The sequence below is a fragment of the Brevibacterium sp. K72 genome (genome assembly GCF_050562175.1).
GTDB classification, from domain to species: Bacteria; Actinomycetota; Actinomycetes; order Actinomycetales; family Brevibacteriaceae; genus Brevibacterium; species Brevibacterium casei.
The window spans coordinates 1,493,852-1,512,949 of the sequence record NZ_CP191582.1; the positions used below are offsets into that span (position 1 = coordinate 1,493,852).

Genomic DNA, 19,098 nt, shown 5'->3' on the forward strand with positions numbered 1-19,098 from the left:
CAGGCTCAACGGTAGGCAATCCAGGGTATTGCGCCCAACGCTAAGACTCCACGAACAGATGGCGGTTTTGAATCCCTGCTGTGTACAGTTTCGACTAGAATGGACTCATGGACTACTTCGAACGAATGCAACGCCGCCTCGACGGCAAAGAGCCGTTTGTCCCTGGATTTCTCGGCGCTAAGAATAGGGTGCGTCAGATCGCCGATCTGATGGGTGTTCGCACTCCTCGGATACTCAAATCGGGGTCGATTGCCCAGTTGATGGATGGGGACCTTCCCAATGAGTTCGTCCTCAAGCCATCGTTTGCCTCTACGTCGTTGGGCGTCCGTCTTCTTCGGAAAACACGGGACGGTTTCAGGGATCTCGTTACTGGGGATGATCATTCGCGTGAGGAGATAATCGGTAGCGCCAACGAAATCAATACGCGCTATTTTGGAGAAGGCGAGGGCGGTGACTTCTTTATCGAAGAGCTGCTTTTAGACCGGCAAGGAAACTTCCCTCCAGACGATATTCGCGTATATAGCTTCCAAGGGGAGGTTGGGATGGTGCTGATGGAGCAGCACCTTTCGAGCCCTGCTAAAGCCATGTATTACGATGGCGACTTCTTGCCGTTTCCTGACGTGCATTTGCGATACGGTGTGGCCGACAATCAGGAGCATTTGGAAGAAATAGTCGAGGCGAAGACTCCTGAACACTGGCGGGAAATCTTGAACGTCGCTCGTCGAATTTCATGTGCAATGCCGACTGCTTTCTGTCGTGTTGATCTATACGACACGCCTAATGGGGTTTATTTGGGCGAGATAACATTTTATCCCGGTACCTTTATTACTCGTACCCGGAAGATCATGAGTCAGTCTGAAGCTGAGCGGCTGGGTAGGATTTGGGGAGATGCTGAAGATAGGTTGTCGGGTAGTCTGGAATTGAAGTACGGTTCGCAGATTCGTGACGTCGTTCGCACTGACAGTTCGAAGTAACCTATTTGGACGGTCGGTTTCGCCCTGAGGATCGCTCTTTCGTTGGGGTTTGTCTGAGTTACTTTTTGCGTTGAGGCGTAGGTTTTAAACCGGCTGCTTTGATGTGGTCTAGTGGCGGTTGTTGGCACAATTGGGGGGCTCACCCGCGGGGGCGAACCTGACGGGGTGTCGAACGTCATCGGACACTGATTTTCGGGGGTGGTGAAGTGTGAAGCGAACGCTGCATATCGTTGGCGCTTTGGCCTCAGTGCTGGTGATCGCAGGATGTTCGTTCAACCCTGCGACGAGGGACTCCGCGACGGAGTCGTCGGCGTCGTCGCTGAGCCCGACTTCGACGGCGTTCGCTCAGAACCTCGGCCCCAGACCGACCGGCGATGCCGGCACGATTGCCATCTCCGAAGACGGATCGGGCGAGGACTTCGGCGCGTCAAATATCGGCATCTCGTTCGAGGCGACCGACCTCGCTGATCCCCGACTCGACCCGGCGGCCTCCAACCTTGACGATCTGCTTGTTTCCCTTGGCAGTCCGGCGTTGCGGTTCGGAGGTAACGGACTCGACCGACGGACCTTCTGGACGTCGACGGGAGAGACCCCGCCGACGGCCGAGCAGGTGGCTGTTACCCCTGACGATTTCAAACGGTTGAAGAAGCTTGTCGACCTTACGGGTTCCACCGTGACGATCGGTATCCCTCTGGGTGAGTATGACCCTAGACGCGGCGCTGATATGGCTGCCAATGCAATCGACATTTTGGGCGAGGCCCTGGTTGGAATTTCCGTTGGCAACGAGCCGAATGGCTACACGGTCGAAGATGTTCCAGGTGGTGCTGTTCGAGGTGACGACTGGGACAAGACGAAGTACGTCGAACAGCTGAATGCGTACGTTGAAGCAATTCGGTCTCAACGTCCAGACGCGCCCATCATCGGGCCGGATGCGTTCGACGGAGCATGGATGGACGCTTTCCTCGGCGCAGATGTTGAGAATACCGCTGCACTCGCACAGCACTGGTATCAGCTTTACGATTGCGATTCTGATGTTGTTCCGGGCCGTGGTCCCGAACCGGAGAATCTTCTGGACCCGTCCGCCAAGGAGGCCGCAAAGAAGAATATCGGCATCGGCCTGGCCAAGGCCGACGCCGCCGGCCTCCCGCTCTGGCTCGAGGAGACCGGCCCGACGAGCTGCGGCGGCACGAACGACACCTCTCTGACCAACGCGATGTCCCTGTGGGCTGCCGACTTCACGCTCTACGCAGCCTCCCTCGGCGTCGACCGCCTTGCCATGCACTCGATGCTCGGTGCCTGCAACGGCGGTGCCCCGATGTCGCTCGTCTGCGACCCCGCCGACCACGGCACCGCCTCGAATACGTTGCAGGGTCGCCCGCACTTCGCGGCGATGCGCCTCCTCGTCCCGAGCATCGGCGGCACTTTCACGAAGACGGACATCGACGGCGGCGGGAACATGAGCGCCTACACCGTCACCAAGAACGACGGCCAGAGCCTCGTCACCACGGTCATCAACGCCAACGACGCCGCTGACATCGGCGGCAACCCGGTCACACTCGAGATCCCCGACGGCTTCTCCATCGACCGGGCCTCCCAGATCTACGGGCCTTCGAACGAGGCGAAGAACGCCACCCAAGTCATCCCCGCCAACCCGCTGCCGGACACTGTGCCCTACAGCGGGCCGGCTCCGACGGCGAGCCCCACGGACGACAACGAGCTGCGCATCGATCTTGCCGCCAGCTCAGCGACCGTGTTCATCATGAGCAAGGACTGACCCGGCTAGCACTCTCGCGGCTTCGCCTCAGTACCCGAGCGACGCGACGTAGCGGAGGAACTCCTTGAGGTCGTGCCCGCTGAGGGCTTGCCGCAGAGCGGGCAGCGCCTCGGCGTCGAAAGCCACCCTTACCGTCCCGTCCGCCAACCGCTCGGATTTCGCCGGCACCGTCACGGCGATGACGTCGTCCTGCGGGATCTGCCGGATGACATTGGCGAGCTTGCCCAACTCGATCGTCGTCAGCCCTCGATCGGTGCGGACCCCGGCTGACACCGCGTTGAGCACCGCCGTGAGCTTCGCCGGATCCTTCGCCAGCCCGCCCTGTCGCAGCGCCTGGACGAGCGCGCGCAGCAGAGCCCGCTGGTTGCGGGTGCGCGTCTGTCCGGCATCGTCGACGGCGGCCGCCGAGGCGAACGTCACCGCGGCGGCGCCGTCGAGTGAGTTCGTCCCCTCGACGAACGACGTGCCTTCGGCCTCGAACGGGGTCCTGCCGTAGACGGCTACGGGGCCGATGACGTCGATGACGTTGCCGAGCGCCTCGGCGGAGAGCTCGACGACATGGTCGACGCGGACACCGAAGACCTCCTCGGCGATGGCGACGAAGACCGGCCATCCTCCCTCGTCGACGAGGGAGGCGAGGCTGCGTCCGGATTCGATCTCGACGGACGGGTTGAGGACGAGGAATCCTGCCGTGTCACCGGTCGCGGGCACATGGACGAGGGCGAAGAGGTCGTTGACGCTCGAGTCCGCCGCCGCGGCGGGTTCGGCCGGAGCCGTGCCGGGCACGGACCCAGCCGCCTCCCCGGGCACGGTCGGAGTGGTGACGCGCAGAGCAATCGTCCGCGCGTCGCTGGCCGTGGGGCGGATGTCGGCGGGTGGGAACGCCTGCTCGTCGGCGAGCTTGCGGGAGGAGTCGTCGAACGCTGCCCGGGCCTTGTTGATGTCGCCGAGCGACCCCAGGGCCGATGCCACCGTCTTGAGCCTGACCATCGCCGTTCCCCTCTCAGCGCATTTCGATTCTTCACGTCGGTGAGCCGGATCCGTGAACCCGACGACCATCGGCTCCGCCCGGGCTCGCAGCCTCATCGCCGACCACGGACGAGATCCTGGTGGAAGGGGAGGTGAGAGGCTCACTGACGCACCTCAAACTCTATCGCCACCGGCAGGGCAAAGGGAGCGAACACGACGGGGGCGGAGACGCAATCGCGCCTCCGCCCCGCCGGGTCTCTCACAGTTCAGTCCGCCGTCACCTCGCGCTCACGTCCGCGATAGCGTTGCGGGCGCGACAGCCTCACGTCCGCGACAGCGTTGCCGGTGCCCCGGACGCCGGTGCCTCGGACTGCGGTGACCCGGACTCCGGTGCCTCCACCTCGGGCGATTCGACGGTCCCGCCGTGGTTCTCCGGGTCGAGGCTGAGCTCGTCGAAGGGACTCGACCCGTTCAGTGCCGCCCGCGCCTGGTCGAGGTCGAGCTCCTTCGTCCACCGGCCGATGAGCAGGGTGGCCACGGCGTTGCCGGTGAAGTTCGTCAGCGCGCGGGCCTCGGACATGAACTTGTCGATGCCGACGATGACGCCCATGCCGTCAAGCAGCTCGGGCCGGTGCGCCTGGAGGCCTGCGGCGAGGGTGGCGAGTCCGGCGCCGGTGACACCGGCTGCCCCCTTCGAGGCGATGATCATGAAGACGAGGAGCGAGATCTGCTGCCCAAGGTCCATCGGCATGCCCATCGCACTCGAGACGAAGAGCGCGGCCATCGTCAGGTAGATCGCGGTCCCGTCGAGGTTGAACGAGTACCCGGTGGGCACGGTGATGCCGACGACCGGCTTCGAGACCCCGGCATGCTCCATCTTCGCGAGCAGCCGCGGCAGCGCCGACTCCGAGGACGAGGTCGAGAAGATGAGCAGGTACTCGCGGGCGAGGTACTTCATGAGGAGGAAGATGTTGAGTCCGGTGACGATCTTGAGCAGACCGCCGAGGACGATGACGATGAAGAGGGCGCACGTGAGGTAGAAGGCACCCATGAGCACGGCCATCGACCCGATCGCCGCCCACCCGGTGGCGCCGACGACCGCGGCGATCGCACCGAACGCGCCGACGGGGGCTGCCCACATGATCATCATCATGAGCTTGAAGACGACGGCCTGGATGTGGCGAATGCCGGTGATGACCGGTTCGCCCGCCTTGCCCATCGACTGCAGGGCGAACCCGACGAGGAGCGCGAGGACGAGGGTCGGCAGCACCGGGATGTCCCCGGGGATGAGGCCGAGGAGGAAGACGACGGTGGCGTTCTCCTCCCCGCCGGCAGCATCCTCGTAGGGCTTGAGCTGGAGTCCGGTGCCGGGGTGGATGAGGTTGCCGACGACGAGGCCGATGATGAGCGCCAGGGTGGCCATGCAGAGGAAGTAGATCATCGCCAGGCCCCCGACCTTGCCGACGGTCGCGGCCTTCGCGACCGACCCGACGCCGAGGACGATCGTGCAGAAGATGATCGGGGCGATGATCATCTTGATGAGCGCGATGAACGCCGTGCCCAGCGGCTTGAGCGCGATGCCGACCTCAGGGGCGATGAGGCCGATCGCGGCGCCCGAGACCACGGCGACGATGACCATGATGTAGAGCCAGTGGGTGCGGTCCCGCTTCTTCGCAGGAGTCTGCGCTGTGGGCGCGGGGGTCGTGTTCTCAGGCGGCATTGCCTTGTCTCCTCATTGAGTGATCGATGGGTCTTTCGCTCACCCAGAGTGGCAAGGGCCGTGACGCCTGTCACGGTTGCGTTCATAGTGTTCATGGCCGGGCGGGCGTGCGAAGCTTGTCTCGGTGGGAAGGAGAGACGATGGCGACATCACGCACGTCCGGGCGTCGGTCGGTGCCCTTGGCGCGGCGGCTCTTCGTCCTCCAGCTCGTCCTCATCGTCGCCGTGTGCGCGGTCCTCAGCGTCACGAGCTACCTCACCGCCCGTGACTCTGCGCGGGATGCGACCGCGGACCGGGTCCTCAGCATCGCCGAGACCCTGGCCAACGACCCCTTCGTCGCCGAGGCGGTGACCGGCCCCGACCCGTCCGCCCGGCTCCAGCCGTACGCGCAGACCGTCGTCGACACCGCCGACGTCGACTTCGTGACGATCATGGACCGCGACCGCACCCGCTACACCCACCCGGATCCCGACGAGATCGGCCGGCCCTACATCGGCAGCATCGACACCGCCCTGACCGGGCGGGCCGAGACCGAGGAGTACGTCGGCACGCTCGGCCCCTCGGTGCGGGCGATCGTCCCCATCGTCGACGACACCGGTGGAGTCACCGCGATGGTCTCCGTCGGCGTCACCCTGGAGACGATCTCGCTCACCCACGCCGCGGCGCTGCCGCAGATCCTCATCATCGCCGCCGTCGCCATCGCCCTCGGCGGGCTCGGCGCGTGGATCCTCAGCCGCTACCTCCGCCGTGTCACCCTCGGCTACGGGCCCGAGGAGCTCAAACGGCTCTTCGCGTTCTACGACTCCGCGCTCCATTCGCTCCGTGAGGGCCTCATCCTCGTCGACGACCGGGGACAGCTCGTCCTCTACAACGATGAGGCCGCCGCCCTCCTCGACCTTCCCCGTCCCACCGACGATGAGCCGGTTCCCCTCGCCGAGGTGGCCCTGCCGACCTCGATCCGTGACCTCCTCGACTCCGGTCGGGTCGCCGTCGACGAAACCCACCTCACCGCCGATCGTGTCCTCGTCCTCAACCAGAAGCGGGCCGCACAGCCTCACGCTCGCGTGTCCCGGGACGGGGAGGCTTCTGCGGCGAGCGGCACCGTCGTCACCCTGCGCGACCGCACGGACCTCACCGAACTCACCGGTGAGCTCGAGACGATGCGGACCCTCTCCGAGGCGCTGCGCGCGCAGACCCATGAGCACGCCAACCGCATGCACACCGTCTCGACGCTCATCGAGCTCGGGCGCAGCGCCGAGGCGGTCGACTTCGCCGTCCGCGACGAACAGGAGTCCCAGCGGCTCACCGACACCTTCGTCGGCTCCCTCGACGAACCCTTCATCACCGCGCTCATGGTCGGCAAGGCCGCCCAGGCCCACGAACGCGGCATCGAACTCACCGTCTCCGCGACCGGGGAGCTGCCGCCGGGCAGCCTCGACGCCCGCGATCTCGTCACGATCGCCGGCAACCTCATCGACAACGCCCTCGACGCCGCCGCGGACTCGGAGGAACGGCACGTGTGGGCGGACTTCGTCGCCGCCGACGGCGAGCTCATCATCACCATCGCCGACTCCGGTGCCGGAATCGACGAGACGGAGATCGAGGCGATGCTCCGCCTCGGTGCCACAGGCAAAGCCGAGGCCGCGCACCCCGGCGGGCGCGGCTTCGGCCTCGCGCTCGTCCGGCAAGCGGTCGCCCGCCTCGGCGGACAGCTCACGGTTGAATCCGACGGAGGGGCGATCGTCACGGTGACGCTGCCGGTGACACGGGCCGACGATCCGGCGGCAGGGAACGATCGCCTCGGCGGGGGAGATGAGGCGACGACGGAGACAGATACAGAGACAGAGACAGAGACAGGGACAGGGAAGGGGCGGGAGCGCACGGATGGCCGCTGAGAAGAACGACCTGCGGGTCCTCATCGTCGAGGACGACCCGATGGCGGTAGAGGCCCACGCGGACTTCGTCCGGCGGATCCCCGGCTTCACGGTGGCCGGGATCAGCCTCGGCGGGACTGCGGCACTCGAGCGCTTCGACGCGTTGACCGCGGAGGGCAGGCCGGTCGACCTCGTCCTCCTCGACATGAACCTCGTCGACGCCCACGGGCTGGAGGTGGCCAAGCGGATGACGAGCCGGAACACCGGGGTCGACATCATCGCGATCACCGCGGTGCGGCATCTGCCGGTGATCCGCTCGGCGATCGCGGTGGGGATCACGCAGTACCTCATCAAACCGTTCGCGTTCGCCGCGTTCCGGGAGAAGCTCGAGAACCAGCGGGCGTTCCGGCAGGGCCTGAGCGGGGGAGGGGAGCTCGCGACGCAGGAATCGGTCGACAGCGCGCTCAGCGCCCTCCGGTCGGTCGCCCCGGGCCGCCTGCCCAAGGGTCTCATCGAGGAGACGCTCGAGACGGTCTCGGCGGCGGTGCGGGAGGCACCGGCACCGGTGTCGGCGACCGAGGTGGGGCGGGAGCTCGACCTCTCCCGGGTCACGGTCCGTCGCTACCTCGAACACCTCGTGACCACCCGGCAGGCGGTCAAGCAGCCCCGGCACGGCACCCCGGGCCGCCCCGAGTACGAGTACCGCTGGGCGTAGGGGCGCGCGGAGAGGACCGGCAGCGCGGCGGCAGGTCACCGTCGGCGCGTCACTGCCTGCCCCTCACTGCAGGGCGCTCAGCCTCGGCAGGGCTCCGGGGGTCTCGTGGACCGCGGCCTCGAGGTCGTCGAGGAACCGGGTGGCCCACCGGCAGAGACTGTGATCTGCCACCGTCGTCGCCATCGCCTCGATGCGCGAGTGCGCGCTCGCCGCCTCCGTCGCCACCGCCTCGGCGATCGCGTCCTTGAGCGCATCGCGGTCATGCGGGTTGACGATGAGGGCCTCGGTGAGCTCATCGGCGGCACCGGCGAACTCCGAGAGGACGAGCACCCCGCCGCGGCCGCGCCGGGCGGCGACGTATTCCTTGGCGACGAGGTTCATCCCGTCGCGCAGCGAGGTCGCGAGCAGGACATCGGCGGTGAGGTACCACTTGACGACGTCGTCGAACGGGTACTCGCGGTGGAGGTAGTGGATGCTCGCCCCGCCGAGACCGCCGAACTTCCCGTTGATCCGCCCCACCGTCCGTTCGACGTCGGCGCGCAGCTGACGGTAGGCCGGGATCGCCTCACGCGAGGGCACGGCAATCTGGACGAACCGTGTCGTCGCCGGGTCGAGGGTGCCGTCGTCGAAGAGCTCCTCGACGGCGAGCAGTCGCTCGAGGATCCCCTTCGTGTGGTCGAGTCGGTCGATGCCGAGGAGCACGGTCTCCGGATCGCCGAGCTCGGATCGGATTCTGGACGGTGCCCCGTCGCGCACGGCGCTCTTCGCGAGCGTGCCGATGCGCTCGGAGTCGACGGAGACCGGATAGGCGCCGACGATGGTGCCGTCCTCGCGCGGGTCGACGCCGAGGATGCGGGTGCACGCGGCGATGAAGTTCTCGACGTCAGCCTGTCGTTGGAAGCCGATGACGTCGGCGCCGAGGATGCCCGAGAGCACCTCGGTCCGCCACGGCAGCTGCGCGAAGAGCTCGACGGGCGGGAACGGGATGTGCGTGAAGTACCCGAGCCGCACATCGGGCCGCATCGACCGGACGAGTCCGGGAACGAGCTGGAGCTGATAGTCATGGACCCACACGAGCGCATCGGGTGCCGCCGAGGCGGCGACCTCCTCGGCGAAGCGACGGTTGACCCGCTGGTGGGCCTCCCACCATGACCGCTTGAACTGCGGAGCGACGACATGGTCGTGATAGAGCGGCCAGACGGTGCTGTTGGCGAACCCCTCGTAATGGGATTCGACCTCGTCTGCACTCAGGCGCACGGGGATGAGGGCCATGTCGGACTGCTGCTCGGGTTCGGTCTCGTCGTCGGCGATGCCGGACCAGCCGACCCACGCGCCGCCGTGGCGCTGGGCGACGGGGGAGAGGGCGGCGACGAGACCGCCGGGAGAGGACCTCCAGGCGTCGGCGGCCCGCTGGCAGGGCAGCCGGTTGGCGACGACAAGGAACCTGTGGCGCTGTGATTCTGTGGACACGATGATCTCTCAGCGGCAGCCGGACGGCTGCCGCGATTCTCGGGGCCGGGCGCACCGGGAGGCACTGCCTGTTCGCGACGAGAATACCGCCCTCTACTTTACGTCGTAAAGCCGGAAAAATGAACCCTGGTCGACTTGCCGGTGAATCGCCTTCTCGCGGCGGCCTCATGGCTTTTGTTGGCATTGCGATCCCAGTGGGATTACAGTGTAAGAAAGCAGCGAGGCGGCTTGTCTCCGCGCTGATCTCCTGGACCTGGAAACCAAGGCCAGGCCGCTGATCCGCGACTCCTGTGAGCTCGAGCGACCGATACGGTCGCGGCGGACTCAGAGGCCCACCGGATCCCATTATGCAGTTGAAGGAAGTTACTTATGGGTTTCATCGCTTATCTCATTCTCGGCCTCATCGCCGGTGCCATCGCCAAGGCCATCCTGCCCGGTCGGCAGGGCGGCGGCTGGATCGCCACCCTCATCCTCGGCGTCATCGGCGCCCTGGTCGGAGGCTGGCTCGGTGGCCTGATCTTCGGCGCTGAGATGAACGCGTTCTTCTCGCTCTCGACGTGGCTGTGCGCCATCGGCGGTTCGATCATCGTCCTCCTCATCTGGGGACTGATCACCGGTCGTTCGCGCGCGACCAACGCGTGAGTCGCTGACCTGTGAACACAGCGTCGCAGGTCATCTCGGTGGGCGCGTTCAGTGCACTAAACTGGGCAGTGAACGCGCCCGCCGCCGACGCCGGTCCGACGGTTCGGGCACGAACGAGGACCTCGCGACAGATCGCGGTCGGGGTGGCATCGGCCTCCCCGACCGGGATCAGTGATTCCAGGAGTAGTAATGGCCCGTCAGCGCTTGCGCCAAGAGGACATCGTCCGGGCGGCGATTGCCTTCATCGATGAGTTCGGTGTGCAATCGCTGTCCATGCGCCGACTGGGGATGTCGCTCGAGGTGGAGGCAATGGCCCTGTACAACTATGTCTCGGGACGCGAAGAGCTCGTCTCGCTGGCCGTCGATGAGCTCATCGACGATCTCTTCGACGACGAGCTGATGCAGGAGCAGCCCGCATCATGGGAGGCGTTTCTGCGGTTCGTCGCGAACGCAATGCGCGACCTCGCGCTCAGCCATCCGCGGATGTTCCCGCTCATGATCACCCAACCGCCGGAGGCGCCGTGGCTGCGCCCGCCGCTGCGCAGCGTGCGCTGGGTCGATTATTTCCTCTCCACGCTCCAGGACTACGGCTTCTCCGACGACCGTGTCGTCGACGCCTACAAGGCCTTCACGAGCTTCCTCCTCGGTCACCTCGTCCTCGAGGTCTCCGCGCTCGGCATCGACATCGCCTCTGAGATCGACGACGACGCCGACGGCGGGGAGAGCAGTGAGAGCCTCGGGAACTACCCGACGCTCAACCGCCTCCAGGACATGCTCGCCGAAGACCACTCCGACCGCGAGTTCGATGACGGCCTCGACGACCTCATCGAACGCATCCGCACGACAAAGGACTCGTGACCCGAGCCGCCCCCACCGAACGGACCACCGCGCCGACGTCGGCGCGGGCCGCCGACGGCAGCCAGGCGCCGCCGCCCTCACATCATGACGGTCAGGTCCTGACGGGTCCTCGACTGTCGACTTCGGAACCGCCCCACCGATCGAAGGGATGAGTCCCGCCCATGCACACACCGCTCGTCGGAGCCCTCACCGAACTCACCAAGCCCTGGTACCGGCCGGGCACCGATTCGCCCCATGAGGACGAATTCCTCAAACTCGTCACGAGCACCGCACCGCTGGCCACGCGGCTCGCAGCACTCCAGGGGTTCTGGAACCTCACCGGCACCTCCTCGGCGCTCAAGCAGTGGGACGCGCTCACCGCCATCGCCTCCGCTGATGTCGCCGTCGCCCGCATGCTCGAACCCCACATCGACGCCCTCGGCATCCTCGCCGAGGCGGGACACCCCACCCCGGGGCCGGAGTCCTCATGGGGCGTCTTCGCCGCCGAGATCCCCGGCAGAGTCGTCACCGCGACCCCGGCGGCCGACGGCACGCTCGTCCTCCACGGGGAGAAGGCCTGGTGCTCGCTCGCGACCGAGCTCACCCACGCCATCGTCTCCGTCCGCCTCGGCGAGGCCCGACAGACCGTGGCCGTCGACCTCACCGGGCCCGGGGTCCACCCCGCCGAGGCGGACTGGCCGGCCCTCGGGCTCGCCGAGATCCCCAGCGGCCCCATCGTCTTCGACGGCGCGCGTGCCACCGCGGTCGGACCGCCTGAGTGGTACCTGCAGCGGCCCGGGTTCGCGTGGGGCGGCATCCGCGTCGCGGCGTGCTGGTTCGGCGGGGCGCTCGGGCTCGCCCGCAACGCAGCCCAGCGCCACTTCGGAAGGCCCCAGCCCTCACCCCTGGGGGCGATGACGCTGGGACAGATCGACACGGAGATCACGGCCGCCCGCACGGTCCTCGCCCACGCCGCGCAGCTCGCCGGCAGCGGCGACATCGACTCCCACGACGACTCGTGGACCCAGGCCCTGCGCGTGCGCAACCTCGTCTACCGCGCGTGCCAGCGCATCCAGGAGCTCAGCCGCGAACTCGCCGGTCCCGCAGCGCTCACCGGCGACCGAGAGTTCGCGAAGGCCGACGCCGACCTCACCGTCTACCTCAGCCAGCACCACGGCCCCCGCGACGAAGCCTCCCTCGGCGAGGCGATCGTCGCCGACGCGACACCACGATGACCTTCACCCACCTCGACGAGACGACCCCGGAGGACGCGTGGGCGGAGGCCGGGGTCGCCGGGCTGCCCCGGTTCGCGCCGGACACCCTGCCGGGCGGGTCCGTCGTCGTCCTCCTCGCCCACCCCGACGACGAGGCCCTCGGCTGTCCGGGACTGCTCACCCGCCTCGGTGCGGAGGGGCGCGACGTCGATGTCCTTCTGTGCACGGCTGGGGAGAACTCCCACCCGCAGTCCCCGACGCACACCCCCGAGCAGCTGCGGGAGATCCGCCTTGCCGAGTTCGACTCCGCCCTCACCGGGCTGGGAGGGTCGATCACGGCGCGGTTCCTCGACCTCGGCGACGGTGGGCTTCCGGCCCGGTATGAGGAGATCCTCGCCGAGGTGGACGCCGCCGTCTCCGCCCTGCCCGCCCCGGTGACGATCGTCGCTCCGTACAGCCGTGACGGCCACGGCGACCACGAGACCCTCGGGCGGGCGGCCCTCGAGGTCGGCCGGCGGCGGTCGGCGACGGTGCTCGAGTTCCCCATCTGGTACTGGCATTGGGCCGACCCCACCGACCGTGCATGGCGAGAGTGGGAGTTCCTCCCCGATCCAGCCGGTCTCGACAGGCAGGCACTGTGGGCGCACTATCCCTCGCAGATCCGACCGCTGTCGGACCGGCCCGGCGACGAGGCGATCCTCCCGGCAGAGTTCCTCGCGCACTTCGCCCGCGGCGGGGACACGTTCGCCGTCACCCGCTTCGGACCCGCCGACGGCCACGCCGGAACGGGAAAGGGGCGGGAGACGAACGATGCCCGCACCGCCGAGGCGGTCTTCGATCGCGTGCACACCGAGCGACCCGACCCGTGGGAGGTGCGCACCTCGGCTTACGAGATCGCCAAACGCCGCGCCCTCATCGCCGCCCTGCCGGAGGGACGGTTCGACCACATCCTCGAGATCGGGTGCTCGATCGGCGAGCTCAGCCGTGCCCTCGCCGAGGTCGCCGACCACGTCACCGCGGTCGACGCGAGTTCCGCAGCGCTCGCCGAGGCGCGTCGCCGGCATTCCGGGCACGGCATCGACTTCGTCCACGGCACCCTGCCCGACGATTGGCCGGCAGGCCGCTTCGACGCCGTTGTCCTCGCCGAGACCGGCTACTACCTCACACCCGTGCAGCTCGAGCAGACCCTCGACCAGATCGCGGAGTCGACCCGCGACGACTTCATTCTCGTCCTCTGCCACTGGACCGGGGAGATCGAGGACTGGCCGCTCGACGCCGCGCAGGTCCACGCGATCTGCCTCGACCGCTGGCCGGATGCCCTTCGCCTCCACCACGATGTCGGCGAGTACCGGCTCGACGTCCTCCACGTCTCCCGCACGGTGCGCGTCGGCGGGGAGGAGGCGTGATGATCGACCACGTCGCCGTCGTCGTGCCCGCCCACAACGAGGAAGCGGAGATCCTCGGCTGCCTCACCGCGCTCGTCGCCGCGGTCGAGGCCGCGAGCCCCCTGTCCTCGGTGCAGATCATCGCCGTCGCCGACAGATGCGCCGACGGCACCGCCGACCTCATCGAGCGCTTCGCCGCCAGGCACCCGGTCGTCACTCCTATGACCGTGCCCTTCGGCAACGTCGGCCGCGCCCGCGACGCCGGGGCACAGGCGGCGCTCGATGCGATCGCCGCGGTCGATGCCGACGAGGCTGTGCTCGAGCGCACGTGGCTCGTCTTCACCGACGCGGACACCCGGGTGCCCGAGAACTGGATCACCGCGCACCTCGACCATGCCGGGCAGGGCGCGGACTGCGTCGTCGGCACCGTCGAACCCCGAGCCGACGTCGGCAACGACGACCTCATCGAGGCATGGTTCGCCGCGCACCACCTCGGCGAGGGTCACGACCACGTGTTCGGAGCGAACCTCGGGATCCGGGGCTCGCACTTCGTGCGGATCGGCGGATGTCCGCCGCTGCGCCTCGGCGAGGACGTCGCGATGGTCCACGCCGTGACCGCGGTCGGGGGCACCGTCCGGCGGACCGACGACTGCCGGGTCGTCACCTCGGCGCGGATGCTCGGTCGCTGCCACGGAGGATTCAGCACCTACCTGCGGGAGCTCGCCGACGAGACGGACGGCCGCCTCGGCGACATCGATGCTGAGAAGTCCCACGCAGGATGATGTGAGAATCCTGTCGCGTCAGGGGAACTTGGTACGCTGGGGAGAGTTGACTTTTCAAGAACCGAAATGGAGTGAAGCCGCACGTGGGAACCACCGCGGATATGGGGTCGTCGTCCGACGACCCCGGCGACTGTTGGAATTGTGAACTGAGCGCGCATCGTCGCGCCTCTGATCGGCCGGCCGGGGCGGGGGTGAGCGCCCCATGGGCTCCGAACTCCTGATGCTGGCGATCGGCTGCGTCCTCGTCCTCATCATCATCGCCGCGAACGGGTACTTCGTCGCCCAGGAATTCGCGTACATGTCCGTCGACCGCTCGCGGCTCGCAGCCCGCGCGGAGAACGGGGACCCCGCCGCCAAGCGGGCGCTCGCCGTCACCAAACGCACATCATTCATGCTCTCCGGCGCGCAGCTGGGCATCACCGTCACCGGTCTGCTCGTCGGCTACGTCGCCGAACCGATGATCGGCCAGTCCCTCGGCGCGCTTCTCGGGGGACTCGACATCCCGCCGGCGGTCACGGTCGCCGTGACGACCGTCGGCGTGCTCCTCGTCGCGACGATCGTGCAGATGGTCTTCGGCGAGCTCTACCCGAAGAACCTCGCGATCGCCGCCCCCGAGACCCTTGCGCTCGCCCTCGCCCGGTCGACGCAGATCTACCTTGCCGTCTTCGGCTGGCTCATCGCGATCTTCGACGTCGCCGCGAACCTCTTCCTCAGGCTGCTGCGCGTCGAACCCGTCCACGACGTCGACCCGAGCGTGTCCGCCGACGAACTCCGCCGCGTCATCGAGGAGTCTCGGCAGACCGGTGACCTGCCCACCGACCTCTCGCTCCTCATCGACCGAGTGCTCGAGTTCCCCGATGCCGACGTCGAACACGCGATGATCCCCGGCTCCCGTGTGGCCACGGTCGACCACGAGGTCACCCTCGGGGAGCTGCGCGAGCTCATGGCCCACGCGCACAGCCGCTACCCGGTCCTCGACGAGACCGAGGCGCCGGTCGGCGTCGTCGAACTCGTCGACCTCCTGCGCACGAGCGAGCCGATGGACGCTCCGGTGACGACGATCATGCGTCCGCCCGTCGTCGTCCCCACCCTCATGGCTCTGCCCGATGCGCTCGCGGAGATGAACCGCGGCGATTCGCAGCTCGCCTGCGTCATCGACGAGTACGGCGACCTCGCCGGCATCCTCACGACCGAGGACGTCGCCGAGGAGCTCGTCGGCGAGATCACCGACGAACACGACGAGGAGAGCCCCACCGCGATGGTCGAAGAGGCCCCGCAGACCTGGATGGCCGACGGAGGCATGCCGCTCGACGAGGTGCGCCGCATCGTCGGCTACGACCTGCCCGAGGGCGACTTCGAGACCCTCGCGGGGCTCGTCATCGCCACGAGCGGCGGGTTCCCCGAGGCCGGCGACCGGGTCACCGTGCCCGTCCTCGCCGAGGCGTCCGACCTCCTCTCCGACGACCCCGTCGAACGCGAGCTCGACGTCGAGGTGCTCACCGTCGACCGCCACGTGCCCGGGCAGATGCGGGTGACGCTCATCGAGACCACCGCCGATGAATCGGCCGCCGACGACCCTGTTGCGGATGGCCCCGACGCGGGAGGCCGCGACACGGGTGAGTCCGCCGCTGAGGAAGGGAGGGACCGATGACCGACTCACCGCTCTTCGTCATCATCGGCACGATCGCACTCATCGTGCTCAGCGCGTTCTTCGTCATCATCGAGTTCTCTCTGCTTGCCGCCCGCCGGCACCGGCTCGAGGAACAGGCGTCGACCTCGGCGCCTGCGCGGGCGGCGCTGCGGGGAATGAACGAGCTGACGATCATGCTCGCCGTCGCCCAGTTCGGGATCACGATCTGCACCTTCGCGCTCGGCGCGATCACGAAGCCCGCCGTCGACGCGTGGCTGGCCCCGCTCTTCAGCGCAGTGGGCGCGCCGTTCTGGCTCGCCGACTCGGCCGCCTTCGTCCTCTCCCTCCTCTTCGTCACGTTCCTCCACCTCGTCATCGGTGAGATGGCGCCGAAGTCGTGGGCCATCGCCCACCCCGAGCTCGCGGCGACGATCATCGCCCTGCCGGCCCGAGCCCTCGCGTGGCTGCTGCGCCCCTTGCTCGTCTGGGTCAACAGCGTCGCCAACAGGCTCGTGGCCGCAAGCGGATACACCCCCGCGGAATCGCGGGCGCTCGGCGGGCAGGACATCGATACGATCCGGCAGCTCGTCGAGCATTCGGCGGCCGCCGGCGAACTCGACGACGCCTACCGCGACCAGCTCACCCACGTCTTCGAACTCCAGAGGATGAGCGTGGGCAGCCTGCTGCCCGGCGGGACGCGTGCGCTGACCTCGGTGCCGGAGACGGCGACGGCCGGGAAGGTGCGCGACCTCGCGGCGGAGTCCGGACACATGCGCATCCTCGTCGAGCGCGCGGGGAAGGCACCGGGGGTCGTCCACGTCCGCGATGTGCTCCTCCTGCCCGCCGACCACGGGATCGAGGAGTTCACCCGCGACTGCCTCGTCCTCGACGCGGAACTGCCGGTCCACGAGGCACTCACCCTCATGCGCGATGAAGCCGAGCAGCTTGCCGTCGTCACCCGCGACGAGCGCATCGTCGGTGCGGTGACGATGGCCGACATGCTCCGGCGGATCCTGCCCGACGGGTCGAGCATCACGCTCTGAGTTCGGGCCGGACCTTCGGGAGCCAGCCGGGCGGAGAGCTGGAGTCAGCCGGGCGAAGAGCACGGGTGCGCACGGAGTGGACCGGCCGCCTCGGCGGGGTGAGCTGGGACACCTCCGCGTCCGATCCATGGGTTATGCTGGCACGACGACCGACCTAGGAGGTCCGCGCCCGCCTCAGGCGGGCCGGTCGTGGAGCGCGCGATCGTCCGACCCCCACCCCGGTCGGCAGGGTGCGCGCGGCGTCACCGGCCACCCTGCGGCGACTGCGACTGCGCCAGCGTCCGACCGGCTCACCGGTCCGACCTGCAATGTGAGACCACGACGACGGCCGCCGAGGCGGGCCGTCCCCACTGACGACGAGGATCATCGATGACGACACCGACCGCTGACGACAAGGGACAGGCTCCGGCCGCCGCCATCACCGAAGACGAGATCTTCGCAGGACACCACCACGGCAAGCTCGCCGTCGAACTCACCCGTCCGCTCGAGACCCAGCGCGACCTCTCGATCGCCTACACCCCGGGCGTCGCCCGTGTGTGCACCGCGATCGCCGAGGAGCCCGAACGGGCGAAGGAGCTGACGTGGTCCGGGCGCCTCGTCGCGGTGATCTCCGACGGATCGGCCGTGCTCGGACTCGGCGACATCGGCGCGAGCGCGTCCCTGCCCGTGATGGAGGGCAAGTGTGCCCTGTTCAAGCGCTTCTCCGGGCTCAACGCGATCCCCATCGTCATCGACACCAACGACGTCGACGAGATCGTCGACACGATCGTGCGGATCTCCCCGACCTTCGGGGCGATCAACCTCGAGGACATCTCCGCGCCGCGGTGCTTCGAGATCGAGGACCGGGTCAAGGCCGCCCTCGACATCCCCGTCATGCACGACGACCAGCATGGGACCGCGATCGTCGTCCTCGCGGCGCTGATGAATGCCGCGCGCGTCGTCGGCAAGGACATCACCGACCTCAAGGTCGTCATCTCCGGCTCGGGTGCGGCAGGCGTCGCCGTGACGAAGATCCTCCACGAGGCCGGTGTCTCCGACATCGTCGTCCTCGACTCGAAGGGCATCGTCGAATCCGGGCGCAGCGACCTCACCCCGACGAAACAGGCGATCGCCGCGGACTCGAACCCGCGGGGGATGAGCGGGGGAGTGGAGACAGCCCTTGACGGAGCCGACGTGTTCATCGGGCTCTCCTCGGGCACGATCGACCCGGAGCTGCTCTCGACCATGGCCGACGACGCGATCATCTTCGCGCTCTCGAACCCCAACCCCGAGGTCGCCCCCGACGTCGCCGCGCAGTACGCCACGGTCGTCGCCACCGGTCGCAGCGACTTCCCGAACCAGATCAACAACGTCCTCGCGTTCCCGGGGGTCTTCCGCGGAGCGCTCGACGCCGATGCCACGTACATCACCGAGGAGATGAAGCTTGCCGCGGCGAGTGCGATCGCCGCGCTCGTCGGCGACGACCTCGCGCCGGACTACATCGTCCCCGGAGCTCTCGACGAGCGGGTGGCCCCCGCAGTCGCCGCCGCGGTCGAGGCGGTCGCGCGCGGGTGATCGAGGGATGACTGCACATGACTGATCAGTGACCGGAAACGGTCAGCGGCCCCGGGAGGACTCCCGGGGCCGTTTTTTGTTGAACAATCGAGGCGCGAATTGTGGAACGAAAACAGGAAGATGTCTTGACGCGCCGGCGTTCGAGTGCGGCGTCGGGAGAACGGTGTGGCGGGCGTTGGGGTCTCTGTCCAGTGCTGATGTCTGCGGTGTGGGGGTGCGAGGCGACTCTCGGCAGGCGTTCTTGACGTCGATGAACGGCCGAGGCCGTGGTATGACACGCCGAAACGGATCCGTGGATCTCGCAGTCGATTCGATGGCGCGGGAAGCGGTCTTGCCCGTGGGATCTCAGCGTTCGCACAGGGGAGCCGTACCGTGGGCGGAGGGGAATCAGCCAGGCGAATCACAGGGAATCTTGTGAAAGTTATGAATTCGTGACCGAAATCATGGGTTCCCATAGTAGATTGATCGTTGAACTTGCAACGAGAGCCTGCCGTGTCTCCAGCTCGGTGAACCCT

The 19,098-nt window shown here is 67.7% G+C and carries 15 protein-coding genes; 12 read left to right on the forward strand and 3 right to left on the reverse strand.

Annotated features, from left to right (window positions below):
* Positions 1 to 107: 107 nt before the first annotated feature.
* The gene (locus tag ACQ1RG_RS06620; RefSeq protein ID WP_211978238.1) at positions 108 to 974 is read left to right on the forward strand and encodes an ATP-grasp fold amidoligase family protein; all 867 of its coding nucleotides are present in this window, start codon (positions 108 to 110) and stop codon (positions 972 to 974) included.
* Positions 975 to 1,182: 208 nt separating this feature from the next.
* Positions 1,183 to 2,748, forward strand: a complete 1,566-nt coding sequence (locus tag ACQ1RG_RS06625; protein WP_249120929.1) for a hypothetical protein — start codon at positions 1,183 to 1,185, stop codon at positions 2,746 to 2,748.
* Positions 2,749 to 2,775: 27 nt separating this feature from the next.
* Here the strand turns inward: ACQ1RG_RS06625 and ACQ1RG_RS06630 are convergent, their stop codons facing one another.
* Both ACQ1RG_RS06630 and ACQ1RG_RS06635 read right to left on the reverse strand, forming a co-directional pair.
* A complete protein-coding gene (locus tag ACQ1RG_RS06630; protein ID WP_430600755.1) occupies positions 2,776 to 3,738 on the reverse strand; it encodes an LCP family protein in 963 nt (320 codons plus the stop codon).
* A gap of 301 nt (positions 3,739 to 4,039) precedes the next feature.
* On the reverse strand, positions 4,040 to 5,437 hold the full coding sequence (locus ACQ1RG_RS06635) for a cation:dicarboxylate symporter family transporter (RefSeq protein WP_211978236.1): 1,398 nt from the start codon (positions 5,435 to 5,437) through the stop codon (positions 4,040 to 4,042).
* Between the two features lie 140 nt (positions 5,438 to 5,577).
* Here ACQ1RG_RS06635 and ACQ1RG_RS06640 point away from each other — a divergent pair, with 140 nt between their 5' ends.
* Positions 5,578 to 7,332 (forward strand): ATP-binding protein, encoded by a 1,755-nt coding sequence (locus tag ACQ1RG_RS06640; RefSeq protein WP_063249991.1) that lies wholly within the window; start codon positions 5,578 to 5,580, stop codon positions 7,330 to 7,332.
* Entirely contained in the window at positions 7,322 to 8,026 is a 705-nt protein-coding gene (locus ACQ1RG_RS06645; RefSeq protein WP_211978235.1) for a response regulator, read from the forward strand. Before ACQ1RG_RS06640 ends, ACQ1RG_RS06645 begins: the two co-directional genes overlap by 11 nt.
* Positions 8,027 to 8,089: 63 nt before the next feature.
* On the opposite strand, the gene ACQ1RG_RS06650 is transcribed toward ACQ1RG_RS06645, so the two are convergent.
* Complete coding sequence (locus ACQ1RG_RS06650; protein ID WP_430600756.1) at positions 8,090 to 9,496, reverse strand: alpha,alpha-trehalose-phosphate synthase (UDP-forming); 1,407 nt, start codon at positions 9,494 to 9,496, stop codon at positions 8,090 to 8,092.
* Positions 9,497 to 9,865: 369 nt separating this feature from the next.
* Between ACQ1RG_RS06650 and ACQ1RG_RS06655 the strand changes: the two genes are divergently transcribed.
* The 8 genes from ACQ1RG_RS06655 (at position 9,866) to ACQ1RG_RS06690 (ending at position 18,583) form a co-directional block, all read left to right on the forward strand.
* Positions 9,866 to 10,138 carry a GlsB/YeaQ/YmgE family stress response membrane protein gene (locus ACQ1RG_RS06655; protein ID WP_009380367.1) on the forward strand — a complete coding sequence of 91 codons (273 nt, stop codon included), beginning with the start codon at positions 9,866 to 9,868 and terminating at the stop codon, positions 10,136 to 10,138.
* Between the two features lie 189 nt (positions 10,139 to 10,327).
* Positions 10,328 to 10,996: a TetR/AcrR family transcriptional regulator gene (locus ACQ1RG_RS06660; RefSeq protein WP_063249994.1), complete on the forward strand. Its 669-nt coding sequence runs from the start codon at positions 10,328 to 10,330 to the stop codon at positions 10,994 to 10,996.
* A 161-nt stretch (positions 10,997 to 11,157) separates the two neighbouring features.
* Complete coding sequence (locus tag ACQ1RG_RS06665) at positions 11,158 to 12,210, forward strand: acyl-CoA dehydrogenase family protein (RefSeq protein ID WP_119296806.1); 1,053 nt, start codon at positions 11,158 to 11,160, stop codon at positions 12,208 to 12,210.
* Positions 12,207 to 13,595, forward strand: a complete 1,389-nt coding sequence (locus tag ACQ1RG_RS06670; protein WP_430600757.1) for a PIG-L family deacetylase — start codon at positions 12,207 to 12,209, stop codon at positions 13,593 to 13,595. Before ACQ1RG_RS06665 ends, ACQ1RG_RS06670 begins: the two co-directional genes overlap by 4 nt.
* Complete coding sequence (locus tag ACQ1RG_RS06675; RefSeq protein WP_430600758.1) at positions 13,595 to 14,356, forward strand: glycosyltransferase; 762 nt, start codon at positions 13,595 to 13,597, stop codon at positions 14,354 to 14,356. Before ACQ1RG_RS06670 ends, ACQ1RG_RS06675 begins: the two co-directional genes overlap by 1 nt.
* A 202-nt stretch (positions 14,357 to 14,558) precedes the next feature.
* Positions 14,559 to 16,007, forward strand: coding sequence for a hemolysin family protein (locus ACQ1RG_RS06680; protein WP_430600759.1), 1,449 nt, complete (start codon positions 14,559 to 14,561; stop codon positions 16,005 to 16,007).
* Positions 16,004 to 17,029 (forward strand): CNNM domain-containing protein, encoded by a 1,026-nt coding sequence (locus tag ACQ1RG_RS06685; RefSeq protein ID WP_430600760.1) that lies wholly within the window; start codon positions 16,004 to 16,006, stop codon positions 17,027 to 17,029. Before ACQ1RG_RS06680 ends, ACQ1RG_RS06685 begins: the two co-directional genes overlap by 4 nt.
* 369 nt (positions 17,030 to 17,398) lie before the next feature.
* A complete protein-coding gene (locus tag ACQ1RG_RS06690) occupies positions 17,399 to 18,583 on the forward strand; it encodes an NAD(P)-dependent malic enzyme (protein WP_009380353.1) in 1,185 nt (394 codons plus the stop codon).
* The last annotated feature ends 515 nt before the right edge of the window (positions 18,584 to 19,098 follow it).

Bases quoted from the DNA above. Each gene is read 5' to 3' on its own strand.
- ACQ1RG_RS06620 (WP_211978238.1), top strand. From the start codon at position 108: ATGGACTACTTCGAACGAATGCAACGCCGCCTCGACGGCAAAGAGCCG.
- ACQ1RG_RS06685 (WP_430600760.1), top strand. From the start codon at position 16,004: ATGACCGACTCACCGCTCTTCGTCATCATCGGCACGATCGCACTCATC.
- ACQ1RG_RS06665 (WP_119296806.1), top strand. From the start codon at position 11,158: ATGCACACACCGCTCGTCGGAGCCCTCACCGAACTCACCAAGCCCTGG.
- ACQ1RG_RS06645 (WP_211978235.1), top strand. From the start codon at position 7,322: ATGGCCGCTGAGAAGAACGACCTGCGGGTCCTCATCGTCGAGGACGAC.
- ACQ1RG_RS06670 (WP_430600757.1), top strand. From the start codon at position 12,207: ATGACCTTCACCCACCTCGACGAGACGACCCCGGAGGACGCGTGGGCG.
- ACQ1RG_RS06635 (WP_211978236.1), bottom strand. From the start codon at position 5,437: ATGCCGCCTGAGAACACGACCCCCGCGCCCACAGCGCAGACTCCTGCG.
- ACQ1RG_RS06660 (WP_063249994.1), top strand. From the start codon at position 10,328: ATGGCCCGTCAGCGCTTGCGCCAAGAGGACATCGTCCGGGCGGCGATT.
- ACQ1RG_RS06630 (WP_430600755.1), bottom strand. From the start codon at position 3,738: ATGGTCAGGCTCAAGACGGTGGCATCGGCCCTGGGGTCGCTCGGCGAC.
- ACQ1RG_RS06640 (WP_063249991.1), top strand. From the start codon at position 5,578: ATGGCGACATCACGCACGTCCGGGCGTCGGTCGGTGCCCTTGGCGCGG.
- ACQ1RG_RS06655 (WP_009380367.1), top strand. From the start codon at position 9,866: ATGGGTTTCATCGCTTATCTCATTCTCGGCCTCATCGCCGGTGCCATC.
- ACQ1RG_RS06680 (WP_430600759.1), top strand. From the start codon at position 14,559: ATGGGCTCCGAACTCCTGATGCTGGCGATCGGCTGCGTCCTCGTCCTC.
- ACQ1RG_RS06675 (WP_430600758.1), top strand. From the start codon at position 13,595: ATGATCGACCACGTCGCCGTCGTCGTGCCCGCCCACAACGAGGAAGCG.
- ACQ1RG_RS06690 (WP_009380353.1), top strand. From the start codon at position 17,399: ATGACGACACCGACCGCTGACGACAAGGGACAGGCTCCGGCCGCCGCC.